This window comes from Corallococcus praedator (assembly GCF_003612125.1).
Classification (GTDB): Bacteria; Myxococcota; Myxococcia; order Myxococcales; family Myxococcaceae; genus Corallococcus; species Corallococcus praedator.
This window is the reverse complement of the sequence record NZ_RAWI01000164.1, coordinates 1-19177: the sequence shown is the minus strand read 5'-3', so window position 1 is coordinate 19177 and position 19177 is coordinate 1. Positions and strand designations below refer to the sequence as shown.

Here is a 19177-nt window from a genome sequence, read left to right as displayed (position 1 = left end):
GGGAGGGGACAGGCCATGAGGTGGGACGCAATGGGCGAGTCGCCCGGACGGAGCAGCACGGTGGCGCGGGACGGTGGCGCGAACGCAACGACGGCTCGCGGTGGGCGGGGCTCCGTCCTCGCGGTGGTGGCGGAGAAGCCGGCCGTGGCGCGCGACATCGCCCGGGTGCTGGGCGCCACCGAGCGCGGCGAAGGCTGCCTGCGCGGCAATGGCTACATCGTGACGTGGGCCCTGGGCCACCTGGTGGGCTTGGCCCAGCCGCATGAAATCAAGCCCGAGTGGAAGCGCTGGCACCGCTCGCACCTGCCCATGCTGCCGCAGGACTGGCCGCTGGTCGTGTCGCCGCAGACGAAGGATCAATTCGAGGTGGTCCGCCGCGTGATGAACGCGCCGGAGGTGTCCGCGGTCGTGTGCGCCACCGACGCGGGCCGCGAGGGCGAGCTCATCTTCCGCTACATCTACGATGCCGCCGGGTGCCGCAAGCCGGTGCGGCGGCTGTGGGTGTCGTCGCTCACCGAGCGCGCCATCCTGGAGGGCTTCCAGAAGCTGAAGGACGGCCGGGCCTACGCGCCGCTGGCCGATGCCGCCATGGGCCGCAGCCGCGCGGACTGGCTCGTCGGCATGAACCTGTCGCGCCTCTACACGCTCGCGAGCGGGACCTTCGGCAGCATGCTGTCCGTGGGCCGCGTGCAGACGCCCACGCTGGCCATGGTGGTGGAGCGCGAACTGGCGATCCGAGACTTCGTGCCCCGGGACTACCTGGAGCTGGTGGCCACCTTCGCCCCTCGCGGCAAGGGCGCGGCGGCGGGGACTCGCTACCAGGGCACGTGGTTCCGCTCGGGGCCGGACGGCAAGCCCGTGATTCCCCCGGGCTTCGACAGCGTGCGCGAGGCCCGGCGCCTGGACGTGGACGGCGTGGAGGCGGGCCGCATCATCGACCGGGTGAGGGGCGGGCTCGCGGCGGTGGAGTCGCTGGACGCGGAGACGAAGCGGATGCCGCCGCCGCTGCTCTACGACCTGACGGAGCTGCAGCGTCACGCCAACCGCCTCTTCGGCTTCAGCGCGCAGCGCACGCTGGAGGTGGCGCAGGTGCTCTATGAGAAGCACAAGCTGCTGAGCTATCCGCGCACCGCCAGCCGGCACCTGTCGGAGTCGGTGGCGGACACGCTGCCGGAGGTGGTGCGCGCCATCCAGGCGCCCTACGCGGAGGACCTGGCGCCGGGCACGGGTGAGCGGCCCCTGGGCAAGCGCTACGTGGACGACGCGAAGGTGACGGACCACCACGCCATCATCCCCACGCCCACGTCGCCTGCCGGTGTGCGGCTGTCGCCGGACGAGCAGCGCCTCTACGACCTCGTGTGCCGGCGGGTGCTCCAGGCCTGGCACGAGGACCACGTCTGGAAGGTGACCACGGTCATCACGGCGGTGACGTCGAAGGGGGACACCAGCGCCGTGGTGGACCGCTTCCACAGCGCCGGCACGCAGGTGGAGCGCGTGGGGTGGAAGGTGTTGGACCTGGGCGGCGGGCAGAAGGCGCCGCGTCCCCGCACGGAGGGCAAGAAGGGCGAGGACAAGGACGACGAGCCGGATGACGAGCCCCAGGACCTGCCGCCGGGGCTCCTGCGCGGACAGGCGCAGACGGTGGAAGACGTGGAGGCGGTGAAGAAGCGCACGCGTCCGCCGCCGCGCTTCACGGACGCGACGCTCCTGACGGCGATGGAGTCGGCCGGGCGCACCCTGGACGAGAAGGAACTGGCGGACGCCATGCGCGAGACGGGGCTGGGCACGCCCGCCACGCGCGCATCCATCATCGAAGTGCTGCTGGAGCGCGAGTACCTCATCCGCCAGGGCAAGCGGCTGGAGGCCACGGACAAGGGCATCCACCTCATCCAGGTGGTGCATCCGGACGTGAAGTCCCCGGTCATGACGGGCCAGTGGGAAGCGTGGCTCCAGCGCATCGAGCGCGGGCAGGGCGAGCTGGACTCGTTCCTGAGCGGCATCGAGGCGTACGTGCGTGAGGTCGTGGGGCAGGCGCCGTCGTCGCTGCCTCCAACTCCGGTGCATGCGGGCGGGGCTCGGGCCTTGTCGTCCGGTGGGGGGAGTGCCTCGGGTGGAGCCACGCAGGACTTCTCCCGTGCGTCCGATGCCGGGCGCTTGGGCGGTGCTGCGTCCCACCAGGGCGGAGCCGTGCCCGCCAACGGGGGGGGCGACGGTATGGCGTCCCATGGGGGCGGATTGGCTCCCGCGAACGGGCGCTTCGAGGCCGCCCGACAGCATCCCGCGCAGGGCGCCGTCGAGGATCTCTTCCGTGCACGTGAGGCCGCGTCCGCTGTCGTTGCGGCCTCCGCGCGCAATGCCCTCGAAGCCCGCGCTGGCGCCGCGCGGGAGGGGGCGGGCTCCTCGCGCGATGCCGCGAATCCGGGCTCCGCTGCATCACGCGATGCCGCTGGCCCAGGTGCCCACGTGTCGCGCGACGCTGCTGCTCCGAGTTCGCACCTGTCGCGCAATGCCATCTCCTCGGGCGCGGGCCTTTCGCACGGTGCTTCCAGCGGCGCGCTCCAGGACCCGCGGGGCGCATCGCTCCGGGGGCAGGAAGCCCCTCCGCTGATTCCCTCCGCGGAGGTGCGGACCGCGTTCGTGCAGGCGTCCGCCGAGGGCTTCGGCCGTGCCCGCCGGCAGCCCCAGGGCGTGAACATGGGGAGCGGCCGGCCGGAGCGGGTGCCTCGCGCGCCCACGCCGCCGAACCAGCTTCGGGGCCTGTTGAAGGAGGCATTCGGCTTCTCAGACTTCCGGCCGTACCAGGAAGAAGTCTGCCGCGCGGCCACGTCCGGCGAGGACCTGCTGCTGGTGATGCCCACGGGCGCGGGCAAGTCGCTGTGCTACCAACTGCCCGGCCTGGCCCGGGCCGGGACGACGCTCGTCGTCAGTCCCCTCATCGCGCTGATGGAGGACCAGGTGCTGCGGCTCCAGTCGCTGGGGTTCGCGGCGGACCGCATCCACTCCGGCCGCGACCGGGCCGCCTCCCGGCAGGTGTGCGCCGAGTACCTGGAAGGTCGCCTGGACTTCCTCTTCATCGCGCCCGAACGCCTGGGCGTCCCCGGCTTCGGCGAGTTCCTGGCCCGGCGCACGCCCTCGCTCATCGCCATCGACGAGGCGCACTGCATCTCGCAGTGGGGTCATGACTTCCGTCCGGACTATCGGCTCCTGGGCTCGCGCCTGCCGCTCTTGCGCCCGGCCCCCGTGGTGGCCCTCACCGCCACCGCGACGCCGGACGTGCAGCGCGACATCGTCCAGCAACTGGGGCTGCGCGGCTCCACGGGCGGCGCGGCGCATACCTTCATTCACGGCTTCCGCCGCACCAACATCGCCATCGAGGTGCGGGAGCTGAACCCGGGGGCTCGCGGCGAGGCCATCCTGACGCTCTTGCGAAACCCGGAGCACCGGCCCGCCATCGTCTACGCGTCCACGCGCAAGCACGCGGAGCAGTACGCGGAGCTGCTCTCCTCGGACTTCCACACCGCGCCGTACCACGCGGGCCTCCCGCCCGCGGATCGCGACCGCATCCAGGCGGCCTTCCTCAAGGGCCACCTGGAGGTCATCGTCGCCACGACGGCGTTCGGCATGGGCATCGACAAGGCGGACGTGCGCACCGTCATCCACGCGGCGCTGCCGGCCAGCCTGGAGGGCTACTACCAGGAGCTGGGCCGCGCGGGTCGCGACGGGAAGGACTCGCGCGCCGTGCTGCTGCACGCGTTCGTGGACCGGCGCACGCACGAGTTCTTCCACCGCCGCGACTACCCGGACCCCGCCGTGCTGGAGCGGCTGTACCAGGCCACGTCCAACGAGCTGGAGCCCAAGGGCTCCCTCCAGGCCCGCGTGCGAGGGGACCCGGAGGTGTTCGACAAGGCGCTCGAACAACTGTGGATCCACGGCGGCGTGGAGATGACGCCGGACGAGGACGTGCGGCGCGGGCGCGCGGGCTGGGCGGTGCAGTACATCGCGCAGCGCGAGCGCAAGCAGCTCCACCTGGAGCAGATGGGCCGCTACGCGGAGGCGCACGGCTGCCGCATGCGACACCTCGTCGCGCACTTCGGCGACCTGCAGGACTCCGGCGCGGCGTGTGGCCTGTGCGACGTGTGCGCTCCGGAGACCTGCGAGGTGGTGCGCTTCGAGGAGCCCTCCTCGGTGGAGGCGCACGCGCTGGGCCGCATCCTGGAGGCCCTGCACGCGCGCGACGGACAGGCCACCGGGCGGCTCCACCGCGAGCTGTTCGGTGACGCGCTCCACCGGCGCGACTTCGAACGGCTCGTGGGTGGACTTGCCCGCTCCGGGCTGGTGCGCCTGGACTCGGACTCCTTCGACAAGGACGGGCAGGTCATCCTGTTCCAGCGGCTGTCGCTGACGGACACGGGCCGCCGCGCACGCGTCATCGCGCCCGGCCAGGTGGTGCTCCCCCAGGCGCGCGAGGAATCCCCCAAGAAGCGCCGTGGCCGCGCTGCCCCCGCGGCGTCGAAGCGGGCCCCTCGCAAGCGCGCGAGCACCGAGCCCTCCAAGGGACGCGGCAAGCGCGCCGCCACCACGGGCACCCGGCGCGGCGCCGGCAGCCGCGCCGAACCGTGGCAGTCCCCGCGCGTGGACCGGACCGACGCGGACTTCTCCCAGGAGTCCTTCGCCCCGGACGCGCCCGCCCCGGGCCGGAGCTGGAAGGCACGCACCCCGGCGGATCCCGCCCCGGGCCCCCGGGCTTCGTGGAACGCGTCGCGCCAGACGCCAGACGCCGGCCACGCGGCCCCGGAGGCCGCTCCCGCCCTGGTGGAGTCCCTCAAGGCCTGGCGGCTCACGGAGGCGCGCAAGCGCAAGGTGCCCGCCTTCCGCATCCTCACCGACCGCGTGCTGGACGCCATCGCCAGCGCCCGGCCCTCCAGCGGCGCGGAGCTGCTGTCCATCCACGGCGTGGGGCCCGCGCTCACCGAGCGCTACGGCGCGCAGATCCTCTCGCTCGTGTCGCGCCGCCGGTAGAGCATCCGCCGCCGGACAGCCTCGCGCCGGGCGCCCTTTACGGCCTGCGTGTGGCGGTCCGCCGCACCGCGCACGCGAACCCGCGCCACGGCGTGGGCAGGGGAGGGATTCGAAAGGGCGCGGATCCGCCCGGGTGCCCCACGCGAACCGGCCGACAAGGGAAAGCCTTTTCCTGGGCTGTCGGGGCGGACAGCGACCAGCCGGGCGTGAAGGTTGTTTCCCAACCTTGTGAGCGTGGGGCCGGGTGCCACCTTCTCACCCAACACGCGCATGGGCGACGTGGGGGTTCAAGGGGGCGCGCAACGATGGAGCTGGGCTTCGAGACGATTGGGAACGCCACACTCATCTGTCACGACAACGGGCCGGTGTTGGTGACCGACCCCTGGACGGACGGCACGGCGTACTTCGGCAGCTGGACGCTGTCGCATGAGATTCCGGAAGAGCAGCGCCAGTCCATCCGCGACTGCGCCTACGTGTGGCTCTCCCACGGCCACCCCGACCACCTGAGCATGGAGTCGTTGGAGAAGCTGCGCGAGCGCACCCTGCTGGTGCCCAACCACGTGGGCCACCGCATCCGGGACGACCTGCGCGAGGCGGGCTTCCGCGTCCAGGTGCTCGCGGACCGCGAGTGGACGCGGCTGTCCCCGCGCATCCGCGTGCTCTGCCTGCCGGACGTGAACCAGGACGCGGTGCTGCTGGTGGAGGTGGGCGGCCGGCTCATCGTCAACCTCAACGACGCCGGGGACCGGGGCCAGGGCCACTTCGTGCGCCGGGTCATCAAGGAATACGACGAGACCTTCCTCCTGGCCCTGTCCGGCTACGGCGACGCGGACATGATGAACTTCTTCACCGAGGACGGGAACCGCATCCTCCCGTACGCGGCGGCGAAGACGCCCGTGGGACAGACCATCGCGCGGCAGGCGGAGACGTACGGGGTGCGCTACTTCGTCCCCTTCAGCTCCATGCACAAGTACCAGCGCGCCGACAGCCTCTGGGCCGCCGAGTACACCACCACGCTTCCCGACTACGCCCGGGGCTTCAACTCCACCACCTGCCAGATGCTCCCGGCCTTCCTGCGTCACGACTTCACCAACGACGCCTCCGTCTCCATCAACCCCCGGGAGCGCACCCTCACGCCGGTGGATCCGAAGGAGTACGGCGACGACTGGAGCGAGTGCCTGGAGGCGGACGAGGTGAAGCAGTTGGAGCAGTACTTCCGCGCCGTCGAACACCTGGGCACGGTGATGGACTTCCTGCGCTTCCGCGTGGGCGGCAGGGAGCACGTCATCGAGTTCAACAAGCGCCGCTTCGACAAGGGCATCACCTTCGACGCGCCCCGCGGCTCGCTGATGACCGCCGTGAAGTACCAGGTGTTCGACGACCTGCTCATCGGCAACTTCATGAAGACCACCGTCCACGGCGGCTTCGGCAAGGGCAGCCTCTATCCGGACTTCAGCCCCTACGTGGCCAAGTACGCGGACAACGGCAAGGCCCGCACCGCCGCGCAGCTGCGCGACTACTTCAACGAATACCGGAGCCGCGACATGGTGGGCTACCTGCGCCACCAGCTGGATGCCCACTGCGTGCGCCCCATCCAGATTCAGTCCGCGGAGCTGCTGCGCACCCTGCTGCCCGCCGACTCCAGCGCCTTCCGCATGGCCAAGGAGACGTATTGGAAGGTGCGCCGCGCCATCCTCTAGGAAGTCCTGTAAATCCGGCTGAGGGGCTGACCGGAACCAGGACATCCCCCTGTCTTTTTCTCAGGCAGCGGGAGAGGTGCGGGGAAAGCCCTGTCTTTCAGCGGGGTTGGTGACAGGTCTGTCACAAAGGGTGACAACGGAAGCGCGGGAGCCTGGAGCGCGGTCACTCCAGCTATCCCGCGTTTTCGGATTTCTCCCCCCGGAGGGCGGGGTCGGTGGGGTTGGCCCGACAGTTGCTCATTGGCCCGGCGCGCGGCTTCCGCAACTGGCGGGAAGGCCAGACGGTGGCGGCGCAATCCCTCGTAGGACCCCAAAAGAGTTCTCAATGCTCAAGTTCCGCTCTGTTGCGATGCTGGCCGGTGTTTCGCTGCTCGGTGCTGCCTGCGGTGGTCCCGAGTCCCAGCAGGAAGCCGAAGTGACGCAGACGTGGGAGGAGTTCCGGGCGAGCGCCGTCCGCGAGCCGTGGGAGGGCGGGAAGATCATCGTCAACGGTGACGAGGCGCTGGAGTCCGAGGAGGAGCTGGCCGCCTACTTCCACAACGTCGTGGAGTCCAAGCTGGGCCAGTCGCAGGACGGCCTCGCTGTGTACTACATCGGCGGCGACATCAAGTGGAGCGCCACCCAGAAGCTGAACCTGACCTACTGCATCAGCAACACCTTCGGCACGACCAACAAGGCGAAGATGGTCACCGCCATGGCGAACGCGACGGCGGCCTGGGAGGCCACCGCGAACGTCAACTTCACCTACCTGTCCCAGTACGACGCGTCCTGCACCGCGTCCCAGGCGGGCGTGCTGTTCGACATCCGCCCGGTGAGCGGCCAGTCCTACGTGGCGCGCGCGTTCTTCCCGAACTCCTCCCGCTCGGGCCGCAACGTCCTCGTGGACAGCAGCGCGTTCGGCAACCTGTCGCCCTGGACGCTCACGGGCATCCTGCGCCACGAGCTGGGCCACACGCTGGGCTTCCGTCACGAGCACACCCGCTCCACCGCGTCCGGCTGCTACGAGGACTCCCAGTGGCGCGCGCTGACCACCACCTACGACCGTTCGTCCGTCATGCACTACCCCCAGTGCAACGGCACCCAGACGGGCGACCTCGTGCTGACCACCCTGGACAAGCAGGGCGCCCGCGCGCTGTATCCGTGAGCGACGTGAAGCGCTGACCTCGCGCGGCGGACGCCGCGTGCACGGGACCGGTGGGAGCCTCCTGGCTCCTGTCGGTCCCGTGGTCGTTTTCCAGCGCCCGCTTCAAGCGCGGACGGAGGGCCCCTCCACGTCGAGCGCGCGCTCGAAGAAGATGAGCAGCTTGCCGCCGCCGCGCTCGGCGATCTCCAGACACTCCAGCGCGGCGCTGTCCGCGTCCAGCTCGGCGCTGATGCGCTCCGGTTCGAGCACGCGGTGGGTGATGACGTCGTCGTCGTGGCCCGCGACGATCTGCACCGCGCCGGAGTCGCTGCCCTTCTGCTCCAGGGAGATCTCCACCAGCGGCAGGCTCCGGGCGATCTCCTGGTCACCGGTGTCCAGGCTGATGGACTCCATGGTGATGGACTCCACGCGCACGCGCTCGTTGCGCACCCGCTTGCTGATGTCCGCCAGGTACTTCGCCCACTGCTCCCTGGGAATTTCCTTGGTGGTGTGTGCCATGCGTCCGCCTCCGCGCGAGTGTCGTGTGCCTCAACCGTAAGGCCTGTGACGCGCGGATGAAGGACGGGCCCGACTGACCGTTGCGTCGGGAGCCCCCCGGACCGGGCCCCGCCGTGTCGGCTGCCCCCGACGAAAGGGAGGGGCGCTCAGTCGCGCACGGTGTGCACGGCGTCGTCCTTGAGCACCAGGCGCACCGTGGCGGCGCGGCCGTGGCCGAAGTGCTCGTAGGCGGCGGCTTCCAGCACGGGGGCCAGCGCGGTGCGCAGGCCGCGGGCGCCCGTCTCCCGCTTGAGGGCGCGGGCGACAATCCAGTCGCGCACGGCGGGGTCCACGGAGAGCTGGAGGCCTTCGTGTTCGAACTCGCGCTCCCAGGTGCGCAGCACGTTGTTCTGGAGGATGTCGCCCAGGGTGGCCGCGTCCAGCGGAGCGAAGGACACCAGCCGGTTGAAGCGGCCGATGAGCTCCGGAATGAAGCCGTAGCGGGCGAACGCGGTGGTGTTCTCCAGGTGCTCCTCGGTGATGCGCGTGGCGATGGACTCCGCGTCGCGCGCGCCGCCCTTGCCGGGCTCGCGGCCGAAGCCCACGCGCTCCACGTGGGCCATTGTTTCAGCGGTGCCCCGGAAGCCGCTGAAGGCCCCGCAGGCGATGAAGGTGAGGCAGGACAGCTCCAGCGTTTCGGCGCGGATGCGGCTGGTGAAGCCGAAGTCGGGGGGGAAGGTGGCGTTGGACGCGGAGAGCAGGTGCAGCAGGCTGCGCTGTACGCCGAAGCCGCTGACGTCCTTGGTGGTCTGCTGGCCGGAGAAGCGGCTGTCGGAGCGGCTGGTGGCGAGCTTGTCGAACTCGTCCATGCAGATGACGCCGCAGGCGGCCCACTCCGCGTCGCGGTCCGCGGCCTCGTAGAGGCGGGACAGCAGGCTGTTGACGTCGTCGCCGATGTAGCCCGTTTCGGAGAACTGGGTCGCGTCCGCGAGCACGGTGGGCACGCCCAGGATTTCGCGGAACATCAGCTCCACGAGGAACGTCTTGCCGGAGCCGGTGGGGCCCAGGAAGAGGGCGTTCTCGCGGGTGCCGGGCTCCGGCTCCAGGCCCTCCAGGTACAGGCGGCGGATGCGGCGCAGGTGGCGGTAGGCGAGCACGGCGGCGGCGCGGCGGCCCATCATCCCGGGAGGGCCCGGGGGCTACAAGCCACCTGGGGAGGGTGCGATGCGCGTCCGTCGCTACCGGATGTCGAGGATGCGGCCCTGGCCGTCGATGAGGTAGGTCGCGCCTCCGTCCAGCATGACGGTGTCCGGGGGCATGTCGCAGCGTTTGATGTTGGCGTCGAAGCTGACGAGGTACAGGTCGTCGCTGACCTTGTTGATGTAGACGTCGAAGACGTCGCGGCGACTCAAACAGCGCACGAGGCCGTCATGGTTGCCGGACGCCTTCGCGCCGGGGGGAAAGAAATCCGCGAGCGCGACCTGGAAGGCGGCCAACGTGGGGCCATCCAGAGTGGTGGTGGCAACGAAGGCCTTGGGGTCGGGGTCCCGGATGCGGTCACCGACCTCGGGGGGGATGCGCTCCGGTCTCTGGTATTTGTAGTAGCCGAAGAAGCTGCAGCCTTGCAGCAGGGCGCAGGCCCCGAGCCCCAGAAGCACCAAGCCCAGTCTTCGCGGCGGCGTGCGCACGTTCATGGCGTCCAGTCCTGCCCGTCGTAGAGGTCGATGAGGCCCTGGTCGTTGTTGACCGAGCCGATGGGAACCCAGACTCCATCGCGAAGCGCGGCCACCACACGGTCGGCGTAATCGTATTTGTAGGAGCGGCACTCGCCGGCCTGCTCCCGGTAGAAAAGCAGCAGCTCACGGCGGAGGACCTTGCCGGTTCGTGCATCCGCGATCCGGGTGGGCACCCACCGTCGCGCTTCGCCCAAATCGGGCTCGGAGAAGCGCCGATTGTGGGGGTGGCTGTGGCCGCGGCCCAGGATGATGGCATCCAGATGCTGGGGATCATCCACGCTGGAGGGAACCAGGCAGGACTTCGTGCGGCCAACGCCCGAGCCCTGAATATCGGACAGGTGGCTGAGATAGAACGCGTCCTCGGCGCTCGAGTAATAGATCAACGCGCAGTACTCAATCCCGTACACACCCGACGATGCTCCAGGTTGCCGGGTGATCAGGTCACAGGCGCTCCCGGCCAGCTCCGCCGTGGACTTGAAGGGACCCGCGAGAGGGCCGGTGACCTGCACCTGTCCGTTCGGCAGCCGTCGCACCCGGACGTCAGGGCTCGGTGTGGAGCAGCCCACCATCATGGCGAGCAATCCCAGCCGCACCAGGCGGCAGCTTCGCTGAATCCCCATCGTCGGTGTCTTGGCTGGAAACCTGTCTCCCGGGGATTGCTCACTATCATTTCAATTCGTGTAATTCAAGAAGATGGGCTTAAAGCTGACAGACTGGAAATAGGGTAAAGAAGGACCCGTTACGGGGCAAGCAGGCATTCTGCGGGTGGAAATACTACCTCCAGGGTCCTGAACTTCCAACAGGACCCAGGAGATGTCCTCCCGGTGCTCCGCCGCCTGGAGGGCCCGGGGGCCTCCGTCCGCCGGTCCGCACTCGCGGGCTCCCAGAGGTCGGCCCGTGAACACCGGTGTCCCGGGTGGCCAAGGGATGCTCCCCGGACCCGCGCGTGCGCATTAACAGGGGCACACATGGCTCAATCGACTGAAGCACGTTCCCTCGCGCCGCGACTGGGTGCCTGGGTGGAGGATGGACCCTCGGTGCGCTGGCGCGTCTGGGCACCCGGCCACAAGCAGGTGGAGGCCGTGGTGTACGACGCGGACGACCGCGTCCTGCGCACGCTGCCGCTCACCCCCGAAGCGGACGGCTGCTTCGGCGGCGTGCTGGCCGAACAGGGCGCGGGCCTGCGCTACAAGCTCCGCCTGGACGGGGGAGACCCGTTCCCCGACCCGTGGTCGCGCTCCCAGCCCGCGGGCGTGCACGGCCCCTCCGAGGTCGTCGTCTCCGACCACGGCTGGACGGACTCGCACTGGAAGGGGCCGGATCCGAAGTCCCTCGTCATCTACGAAGTCCACGTGGGCACCGCCACGCCGGAGGGCACCTTCGAGGCCTTCATCCCGAAGCTCGCGCACCTGCGGGAGCTGGGCGTGAACACGCTGGAGCTGTTGCCCGTGGCCAGCTTCCCCGGCGCGCGCAACTGGGGCTACGACGGCGTGGACCTCTTCGCGCCGCAGGCTACCTACGGTGGACCCCGGGGCCTGCGCAGGCTCATCGACGCCGCGCACGCGCACGGCATCGCGGTGCTCATCGACGCCGTCTACAACCACTTCGGACCGGACGGGAACTACCTGGGCGCGTACTCGCCCCACTACTTCACGAAGACGCACCACACGCCCTGGGGCGACGCGGTGAACTACGACAGCGAGGGCAGCCACTTCGTGCGCTCGCTCGTGCTGTCCAACGTGGAGATGTGGATCCGCGACTACCACGCGGACGGCCTGCGCCTGGATGCCGCGCACGCGCTGGTGGATGACGGCCAGCCGCACCTGCTCGCCGAAATCGTCGAGCGCGCCCACGCCGCCGGCAACGGCCGCCGCGTCGTCATCATCGCGGAGGACGAGCGCAACGAGCGCAAGCTCGTCACCCCCGTGAAGGACGGCGGCTACGGCCTGGACGGCGTCTGGGCGGATGACCTGCACCACCAGCTGCGCCGCGCCTTCGCGGGAGACCACGAGGGCTACTACCAGGACTACACCGGCAGCGCGGAGGACATCGCCACCACGCTGCGCCAGGGCTGGTTCTACCAGGGCCAGAAGTCCCAGAACCTGGGCCACGCGCGCGGCACGTCGTCCGAGGGCCTGGCCCCGTGGCACTTCGTCCACTGCATCCAGAACCACGACCAGGTGGGCAACCGGCCCTTCGGCAACCGGCTGTCGGAGGACGTGTCCCCGGCCGCCTACCGCGCCATGAGCACGCTGCTCCTCCTGTCGCCGTTCACCCCATTGCTCTTCATGGGCCAGGAGTGGAACGCGCGCACGCCGTTCCTCTACTTCACGGACCACAACGCGGAGCTGGGCAAGCTCGTCACCGAAGGGCGCCGCAAGGAGTTCTCTGGCTTCTCGCGCTTCAAGGGCGAGCAGGTGCCAGACCCTCAGGACCGCGACACCTTCACCCGCTCCACGCTGGACTGGAGCGAGCCCGAAGCCCCGCGGCATGCGGGCGTGCATGCGCTCTACAAGGAGCTGCTGCGCCTGCGCGCCACGGAGCCCGTGCTCACCCACCGCCAGGGCACCCATGACGCCCGCGCGCTGGGCCCGGACGCCTTCGTGCTGGAGCGCCGCGCGGAGGGCGACACGGTGCTCATCATCGTGAACCTCCGGGGCTCGCTGGTACACGCGCTGCCGCCGCACGCGAGCGCGGGCATCGTGCTGTGGAGCGAATCCCCGCGCTTCGGGGGCACCGTGGAGGGCTCACCACTGACGGGCAACATCGTGCGGCTGGAGGGCCCTTCGGCCGCGGTGGTGAAGCTGCGCGAGTAGCAAAGCCAGACACAGGGTCAAGAACCCGCACGCATCGCGAGACATGAATCCACCCACGGCCCGTCACCCCGCAAGAGGGGCAGACGGGCCGTGGTGTCTCCAGGGCTGAAACAACGCATGTCTGGGAATGGACCTGTCGGCGATCCGGTACTCGGGTCCGCCACAACGTGCAGGACGCGTCGCGCGCCGTTCGGGAGGGCGGGGACTTCCTTGGAGTCCCCCCGCGCCCGGTAGCGCCAGCGGCACCGACGCCAGCAGGTCCACGTGCCGCGAGCGGCCGCGCGACGTCACGGGTCTGGCCTTGTTCGCCGGGCCCCTGGAGACGTGCGTCTTCTTTCGGCCCTGTCGTGAGGAAGTACCTTGTCCCAATCGCATGGGTTGAAGGCATCCCGGGGGGGATGGAAGCGTCATGCCGCACGCACGGGCGCGTTCGCGCTGCTCGTGTCCGCGGCCCCCGCGCTCGCCGCGTCGGGTTTCAGCGCCGTCACCGCCAGTGGAAACGACGGCAACCCGCCGTCGGCCACCATCGACGGCAACCTCGCCACACGCTGGTCCAGCCTGGGCGTGGGCCAGTGGCTCCGGGGCGACCTGGGCGCCGTGAAGTCGCTGTCCGCCGTGGACATCGCCTGGCACGAAGGCAACAAGCGCACGAACACGTTCGTCCTCGCCACGTCCACCGACGGGGCCACCTGGACGACCGCGGTCTCCACGAAGTCGTCCGGCACCACCGCCAACCCCGAGCGCTACAGCTTCGCTGCCCGGAACGCGCGGTACGTGCGCGTGACGGTCAACGGCAACTCGCTCAACACCTGGGCCAGCATCGCCGAGTGGGCCGCCATCACCGGTGACGTCACGGCGCCCTCGGGCAAGGACCGCTTCGGCGTCACCATGCTCTACCCGACGAAGTCGGGCGGGGAGGCGTGGGCGCTGGCGGACACCGCCACGTCGGACAAGCGGTTCGACCCGCAGAACCCCATCACGAAGAACAGCGACGGCTCCTGGAAGATGAAGGACTCGCAGGTGCGCATGAGCGTCTTCACGTCCACCGGCTACGACGACAACAAGATTCCCACGTACGACCGGGACGTGCTCGCGAGCCGTGGCTACATGCAGGCCGCGAACGACTGGAAGAACATCGAGATGACCGGCTTCGTGAAGTTGAACAGCGTGTCCGACACGTCCGACAACTTCGACTGGTACGCCCGGGGCGGCAAGCACAACGACGACCACTCCGGCTGTGAAGGCAGCAGCTACAAGGCGGGCTTCCACTACGACGGCCGCGCGCGCTGGCAGAAGGAGACCTGGCATGTCTCCTATGAGCAGACGCCCTACAAGCCCGCCACCACCGCGCTCAAGGGCCGCTGGGTGGGCTTCAAGTCGGTGATGCGCAACATCACCGTCAGCGGCCAGACGGCCGTGAAGCTGGAGATGTACGTCAACGAGAACGCGGACAAGGTGACGTGGAAGAAGGTCTACGACTACACCGACGCGGGCAAGTGGGGCGGCGACGCGCAGCACTGCGGCGGCGCCACCGGACCCATGGCCATTACGTGGGGCGGCCCCATCGCGGTGTTCCGCTGGGACAACGCGAACGACGTGGACTTCAAGTGGCTGAGTGTTCGTGAAATCCAGCCCTAGGCGGTAGCGAGGACCCCTCGGGAAACCCGGAGTTCGCGCGGCCTGACGCAAGACGGCAGGCCGCGCGCCCGGCGACCGGAGGGGCCGGGTGGGGCTTTCCATCGACAGGGGACGCGGGGGTGGGCAGCATGGCGCCGCCATGAACGTCGACCAAGCCCTCGCCTCGTCCGAACGCATCTGGGAGCAGGAAATCCTGCCCGCGCTCGAGCGCTACATCCGCATCCCCAACAAGTCGCCCGCCTTCGACCCGGACTGGGTGAAGACGGGCCACATGGAGCAGGCCGTCCAGCTCATCTCCGACTGGTGCCGCGCGCAGGCCGCGCACCTGCCGGGGCTGACGGTGGAGGTGGTGCGGCTGAAGACGCCGGATGGCAAGGAGCGCACGCCCGTCATCTACATGGAGGTTCCCGGCACGCGCGGCGACGACACCGTGCTGCTGTACGGCCACCTGGACAAGCAGCCGGAGATGACCGGCTGGCGCGAGGGCCTGACGCCGTGGACCCCCGTGCGCGAGGGCGACAAGCTCTACGGGCGCGGCGGCGCGGATGACGGCTATTCGGCGTTCGCGTCGCTGTCCGCGCTGCGGCTGCTCAAGGAGCAGGGCGTGCCGCACGCGCGCTGCGCCGTGGTCATCGAGGCGTGCGAGGAGTCCGGCAGCTACGACCTGCCCGCGTACATCGAGGCGCTCGCGCCGCGCATCGGCAAGCCGTCGCTGGTGGTGTGCCTGGACTCGGGCTGCGCGAACTATGATCAGCTCTGGATGACCACCAGCCTGCGCGGCATGGTCGCCGGCAACCTGCGCGTGGACATCCTCACGGAGGGCGTGCACTCCGGTGACGCGACGGGCGTGGTGGCGTCGTCCATGCGCATCATGCGGCAGCTGTTGTCGCGCGTGGAGGACGAGCAGACGGGCCACATCAAGGTGGACGCGCTGCACACGCAGATTCCGGAGGGCCGGCGTGAACAGGCAAAGGCGGCGGCCCGGACGCTGGGCGACGAGCTGTACACCAAGTTCCCCTGGGTGGAGGGCTCGGCCCCGGTGACGAAGGACGGCGAGGAGCTGGTGCTCAACCGCACCTGGCGCCCGGCGCTGGCGGTGACGGGCGTGGAGGGCATGCCGGCGCTCGCGAGCGCGGGCAACGTGCTGCGCCCCTTCACCACGCTGAAGCTGTCCATGCGCATTCCTCCGCGCGTGGACCCCAAGGCGGCGGCGAAGGCGCTGAAGGACGTGCTGGAGAAGGACCCGCCCTACGGCGCGAAGGTGACGTTCGACGGGGACAAGGCGAGCGTGGGCTGGGACGCGCCGCCGCTGGCCGGCTGGCTGTCGCGCGCGGTGGAGTCCGCGTCCACGTCCTGCTTCGGCAAGTCCGCCATGGCGATGGGCGAGGGCGGCACCATCCCCTTCATGGGCATGCTGGGCGAGCGCTTCCCGGAGGCGCAGTTCCTCATCACCGGCCTGCTGGGGCCGGGCAGCAACGCGCACGGGCCCAACGAGTTCCTGCACATCCCCACCGGCAAGAAGCTCACCGCCGGCGTGGCCAGCGTCATCGCGGAGCATTTCAAGCGGTAGCGCGCCAAATCTGGAGTCTGGAGGCGGGGCTCCACGGGCCCCGCCTTCGGACGCAGCGACGTCACCGGAGGCTTCATGCCGAGCACGCCCCGCAGGGCCACCCAGGTCCGAGCGCAGCCCCTCATCGCGGTCCGCGACGTCGCCGCGAGCAGCCAGTGGTACCAGTCGCTGCTGGGCTGTGAGGGCACGCACGGCGGTGACGAGTACGAGATGCTCGTCAGCAACGGCGAGCCCGTGCTGCAACTGCACGCCTGGGATTTAGAGGAGCACCCGAACCTGGTGGGGCCGGACTCGGCGCCGCATGGGCACGGTGTCCTGCTGTGGTTCGAGACCACGGACTTCGAGGCCTCGGTGGAGGCGGCGCGGGGCCTGAAGGTGGAGTGGGTGGAGGCGCCCCACGAGAACCGGAACTCACGCCGCTGGGAGTTCTGGGTCCGCGACCCGGATGGCTACGTCGTCATCCTGTCGGCGGAGTCACGTCGGCGCGCCTGAGCGGACGTCGACACAGGCGCTGGGGGCCACCGGACCGGCGGCGGGAAGGGCGCCTCAACGCCCCGTCTTGATGCCCAGCGACGACGTGGGCGGCGGCTTCTTGGACGTGTTCGACGGCCGCGCCGCCCGGCGTTGCAGCGCCACCGCCACCGTGGGCGCATCCGCCGCGGACACCTGCCGCGTCACCGGCTCATACCCGTTGAGCGCGAGCGTCACCGCCACCGACGGCTCGCCCGGCACCAGCGGCAGGGCCACCGGCGTGGTGCCGCGCTCCTCGCCCCCCACCTGCACCGTGGCGCCCGGTGGTTCGCTCGTCACCATCAGGCGCACCGGCTGGGCCGGGGTGGGACGCGCGGGCGCCTCGGGCGGCGTGTGCCCCTGGGCCTCCTCCGGCGTCCGGGTGACCGTCGCCACCGGCGGTGGGGGGACGGCCGTCTGCGTGCCGCGCAGCCACACCACCGCCGCGCCGCCCAACATCAGGGCCACGCCACCCGCCACATACGGCAGCCACGTGCGCCGCTTCGGCGCCACCGGGGCCAGGGCCGCGGTGCCACGCGTGGCCTCGGGCTCCACGCGCGTGGGCGGACGGGACGGTGGCCCCACCAGCTTCGACGCGCGCGACGACGCGAGCCCCCTCGCGCCCGACGTGGGCATGCCGTTGCGCGAGGAGTTGGACTGCGAATCCAGGTCCGCGTCCTCCGCCAATTGGTCCAGCTTCGACGGGTCGGACTCCGTGGCGATGCGCTCCGCGTACAGGCCCCGCAGGTACGCGGCCAGGTGCGCGCTGCTGGACGGCAGCCGCAGGTTGAGCGCGTAGTCCTCCAGCGCCAGCCGGAACGCGGCGCAGTCCGGGTAGCGGCCCTCCGCCGTGGGCGCGAGCGCCTTGAGCAGCACCTCGTCCAGGCCGGGCGGCAGCTTCGGGTTGAGCTGCGACGGCGGCGGAATCTGGCAGTCGCGCACCAGCCGCAGCGTCATCAGGTCCGTGTCGCCCTTGAAGAGGCGCTTGCCGGTGAGCAGCTCCCACATCACCACGCCCAGCGCGAACTGGTCGCTGCGGCCGTCCACCGGCTGGCCGTTGGCCTGCTCCGGGGACATGTACGGGTACTTGCCCTTGAGCACGCCCGTCGCGGTCTGCTGCCCGCTGGTGGCCGCCTTCGCCACGCCGAAGTCGATGACCTTCACGCCCCCGTCGAACCCGACGAGCACGTTCTGCGGCGACACGTCCCGGTGCACCAGTTGGAGCGGCTGGCCCTGACCGTCGCGAGCGCCGTGCGCGTACGACAGGCCCGCCGCCGCGTCCGCGATGATGCGGATGACCAGCCCCACCGGCAGCGGCTTCTCCTGCTTGCGCGCGAAGCGATCCAACCGCCGCACGTCCTCGCCCTGCACGTACTCCATCGCCAGGCAGTGACGGCCTTCAATCTCCGTCAGGTCCAGGATGGTGATGAGGTTCGGGTGCGACAGGCGCGCGACGAGCCGCGCCTCCTCCAGGAACATGTCCAGGAACTCTTCGTCCTCGGCCAGGTGCGGGAGGATGAGCTTGAGGACGACCAGGCGCTCGAAGCCCGTCCCATGCTCCTGCGCCAGGAACACCTGTCCCATCCCGCCCGAAGCGATTTTTTTCAGCAGCTCATATTTCCCGAACGCGACCGCCATCTGAGCGGAAGGATATCGCTCTTTCTCACCGGGCAGGAAACAGCCGATTTCCAAAAAGACCGGGAGCCTGTCCGGCAGGGAGGGGCCTGCCTCACTACCCAAGGGGGTGGCGGGCAGGCAGGCAGACCTCGGATGTCCGGTGCTTCACGCCTTCATCTTGTAGCCGGAGCGCAGCACGCCGTACGTGATGCCGGTGGCCACCGCGGCGGTGCCCGCGAGGATGGTCCCTCCGACGAGCGGGGAGAACAGGCTGCTGCCCAGCATCCCGTAGCGCAGGCCCTCCACCATGTAGACCATCGGGTTGAAGAGGCTGACCTGGCTCCAGGGCGAGGGCAGCTCGCGCACCGAATAGAAGACGCCGCCCAGGAACGTGAGCGGAAGCATCACGAACGTGGGGAAGAAGTTGATCTGTTCGAACTTCTCCGCCCACACGGCGGCGAGCATGCCCAGCACGCTGAACACGTAGCTGGACAGCAAGAGGAAGTAGAGCGTCGCCAGCGGGTGCATCAGGCTGAAGCCGGAGAACACCGACGCGACCATCCACGTGAGCAGGCCCACCACGAGGCCGCGAATCATCGCGCCGCCAATGAAGCCCACCATCAGCTCACCGGGCCCCAGCGGGGCGACGAGCAGGTCCACCACGGTGCCTTGAATCTTGGTGATGAACAGCGAGGAGCTGCTGTTGAGGAACGCGTTGTTCGCGATGCCCAGGAACACGAGCCCCGGCACGATGAAGTGCAGGTACGGGTGGCCTTCCACCTCGTGCACGCGGCCGGAGATGGAGTAGCCGAAGACGATGAAGTACAGCGTGGTGCTGATGAGGGGCGACAGGACGGTCTGGCCCGGCACGCGCATGAAGCGCCGGACCTCCTTCGCGAACAGCGTCTGCATCCCGAGGACGTTCATGGGGTGTGGGGCAATTCTTCCGG

At 70.0% G+C, this 19177-nt stretch carries 13 protein-coding genes; 7 read left to right on the top strand and 6 right to left on the bottom strand.

Annotated features, from left to right (window positions below):
- Positions 1-15: 15 nt before the first annotated feature.
- The 3 genes from D7Y13_RS21265 to D7Y13_RS21255 all read left to right on the top strand — a co-directional run bounded on the left by D7Y13_RS21265 (position 16) and on the right by D7Y13_RS21255 (position 7863).
- On the top strand, positions 16-5019 hold the full coding sequence (locus D7Y13_RS21265; RefSeq protein ID WP_120630758.1) for a DNA topoisomerase 3: 5004 nt from the start codon (positions 16-18) through the stop codon (positions 5017-5019).
- Between the two features lie 305 nt (positions 5020-5324).
- Positions 5325-6719 carry an MBL fold metallo-hydrolase gene (locus tag D7Y13_RS21260; RefSeq protein WP_120537267.1) on the top strand — a complete coding sequence of 465 codons (1395 nt, stop codon included), beginning with the start codon at positions 5325-5327 and terminating at the stop codon, positions 6717-6719.
- Between the two features lie 325 nt (positions 6720-7044).
- A complete protein-coding gene (locus D7Y13_RS21255; RefSeq protein ID WP_120537266.1) occupies positions 7045-7863 on the top strand; it encodes a M57 family metalloprotease in 819 nt (272 codons plus the stop codon).
- A gap of 102 nt (positions 7864-7965) precedes the next feature.
- Here the strand turns inward: D7Y13_RS21255 and D7Y13_RS21250 are convergent, their stop codons facing one another.
- From D7Y13_RS21250 to D7Y13_RS21235, 4 genes are all read right to left on the bottom strand, one after another.
- Positions 7966-8361 (bottom strand): DUF5335 family protein, encoded by a 396-nt coding sequence (locus D7Y13_RS21250; protein WP_120537265.1) that lies wholly within the window; start codon positions 8359-8361, stop codon positions 7966-7968.
- A 146-nt stretch (positions 8362-8507) separates the two neighbouring features.
- The gene (locus tag D7Y13_RS21245; protein ID WP_244222363.1) at positions 8508-9521 is read right to left on the bottom strand and encodes an AAA family ATPase; all 1014 of its coding nucleotides are present in this window, start codon (positions 9519-9521) and stop codon (positions 8508-8510) included.
- A gap of 57 nt (positions 9522-9578) precedes the next feature.
- On the bottom strand, positions 9579-10034 hold the full coding sequence (locus D7Y13_RS21240; RefSeq protein ID WP_120536307.1) for a hypothetical protein: 456 nt from the start codon (positions 10032-10034) through the stop codon (positions 9579-9581).
- A complete protein-coding gene (locus D7Y13_RS21235; RefSeq protein WP_233595833.1) occupies positions 10031-10696 on the bottom strand; it encodes a hypothetical protein in 666 nt (221 codons plus the stop codon). The genes D7Y13_RS21240 and D7Y13_RS21235 overlap by 4 nt, the downstream gene beginning before the upstream one ends.
- 348 nt (positions 10697-11044) lie before the next feature.
- Between D7Y13_RS21235 and treZ the strand changes: the two genes are divergently transcribed.
- From treZ to D7Y13_RS21215, 4 genes are all read left to right on the top strand, one after another.
- On the top strand, positions 11045-12892 hold the full coding sequence (gene treZ / locus D7Y13_RS21230; protein ID WP_120585199.1) for a malto-oligosyltrehalose trehalohydrolase: 1848 nt from the start codon (positions 11045-11047) through the stop codon (positions 12890-12892).
- A gap of 360 nt (positions 12893-13252) precedes the next feature.
- On the top strand, positions 13253-14530 hold the full coding sequence (locus tag D7Y13_RS21225) for a discoidin domain-containing protein (protein WP_120585198.1): 1278 nt from the start codon (positions 13253-13255) through the stop codon (positions 14528-14530).
- A gap of 139 nt (positions 14531-14669) precedes the next feature.
- Positions 14670-16100, top strand: coding sequence for a M20 family metallopeptidase (locus D7Y13_RS21220; protein ID WP_120536304.1), 1431 nt, complete (start codon positions 14670-14672; stop codon positions 16098-16100).
- A gap of 75 nt (positions 16101-16175) precedes the next feature.
- Positions 16176-16592, top strand: coding sequence for a VOC family protein (locus D7Y13_RS21215; protein ID WP_120536303.1), 417 nt, complete (start codon positions 16176-16178; stop codon positions 16590-16592).
- Between the two features lie 54 nt (positions 16593-16646).
- On the opposite strand, the gene D7Y13_RS21210 is transcribed toward D7Y13_RS21215, so the two are convergent.
- Complete coding sequence (locus D7Y13_RS21210) at positions 16647-18194, bottom strand: serine/threonine protein kinase (RefSeq protein WP_233595832.1); 1548 nt, start codon at positions 18192-18194, stop codon at positions 16647-16649.
- 198 nt (positions 18195-18392) lie between these two features.
- Entirely contained in the window at positions 18393-19154 is a 762-nt protein-coding gene (locus tag D7Y13_RS21205; protein ID WP_120536301.1) for an ABC transporter permease, read from the bottom strand.
- Positions 19155-19177: the final 23 nt, after the last annotated feature.

Bases quoted from the DNA above. Each gene is read 5' to 3' on its own strand.
- D7Y13_RS21265 (WP_120630758.1), top strand. From the start codon at position 16: ATGAGGTGGGACGCAATGGGCGAGTCGCCCGGACGGAGCAGCACGGTG.
- D7Y13_RS21260 (WP_120537267.1), top strand. From the start codon at position 5,325: ATGGAGCTGGGCTTCGAGACGATTGGGAACGCCACACTCATCTGTCAC.
- D7Y13_RS21255 (WP_120537266.1), top strand. From the start codon at position 7,045: ATGCTCAAGTTCCGCTCTGTTGCGATGCTGGCCGGTGTTTCGCTGCTC.
- D7Y13_RS21250 (WP_120537265.1), bottom strand. From the start codon at position 8,361: ATGGCACACACCACCAAGGAAATTCCCAGGGAGCAGTGGGCGAAGTAC.
- D7Y13_RS21245 (WP_244222363.1), bottom strand. From the start codon at position 9,521: ATGATGGGCCGCCGCGCCGCCGCCGTGCTCGCCTACCGCCACCTGCGC.
- D7Y13_RS21240 (WP_120536307.1), bottom strand. From the start codon at position 10,034: ATGAACGTGCGCACGCCGCCGCGAAGACTGGGCTTGGTGCTTCTGGGG.
- D7Y13_RS21235 (WP_233595833.1), bottom strand. From the start codon at position 10,696: ATGGGGATTCAGCGAAGCTGCCGCCTGGTGCGGCTGGGATTGCTCGCC.
- treZ (WP_120585199.1), top strand. From the start codon at position 11,045: ATGGCTCAATCGACTGAAGCACGTTCCCTCGCGCCGCGACTGGGTGCC.
- D7Y13_RS21220 (WP_120536304.1), top strand. From the start codon at position 14,670: ATGAACGTCGACCAAGCCCTCGCCTCGTCCGAACGCATCTGGGAGCAG.
- D7Y13_RS21215 (WP_120536303.1), top strand. From the start codon at position 16,176: ATGCCGAGCACGCCCCGCAGGGCCACCCAGGTCCGAGCGCAGCCCCTC.
- D7Y13_RS21210 (WP_233595832.1), bottom strand. From the start codon at position 18,194: ATGGGACAGGTGTTCCTGGCGCAGGAGCATGGGACGGGCTTCGAGCGC.
- D7Y13_RS21205 (WP_120536301.1), bottom strand. From the start codon at position 19,154: ATGAACGTCCTCGGGATGCAGACGCTGTTCGCGAAGGAGGTCCGGCGC.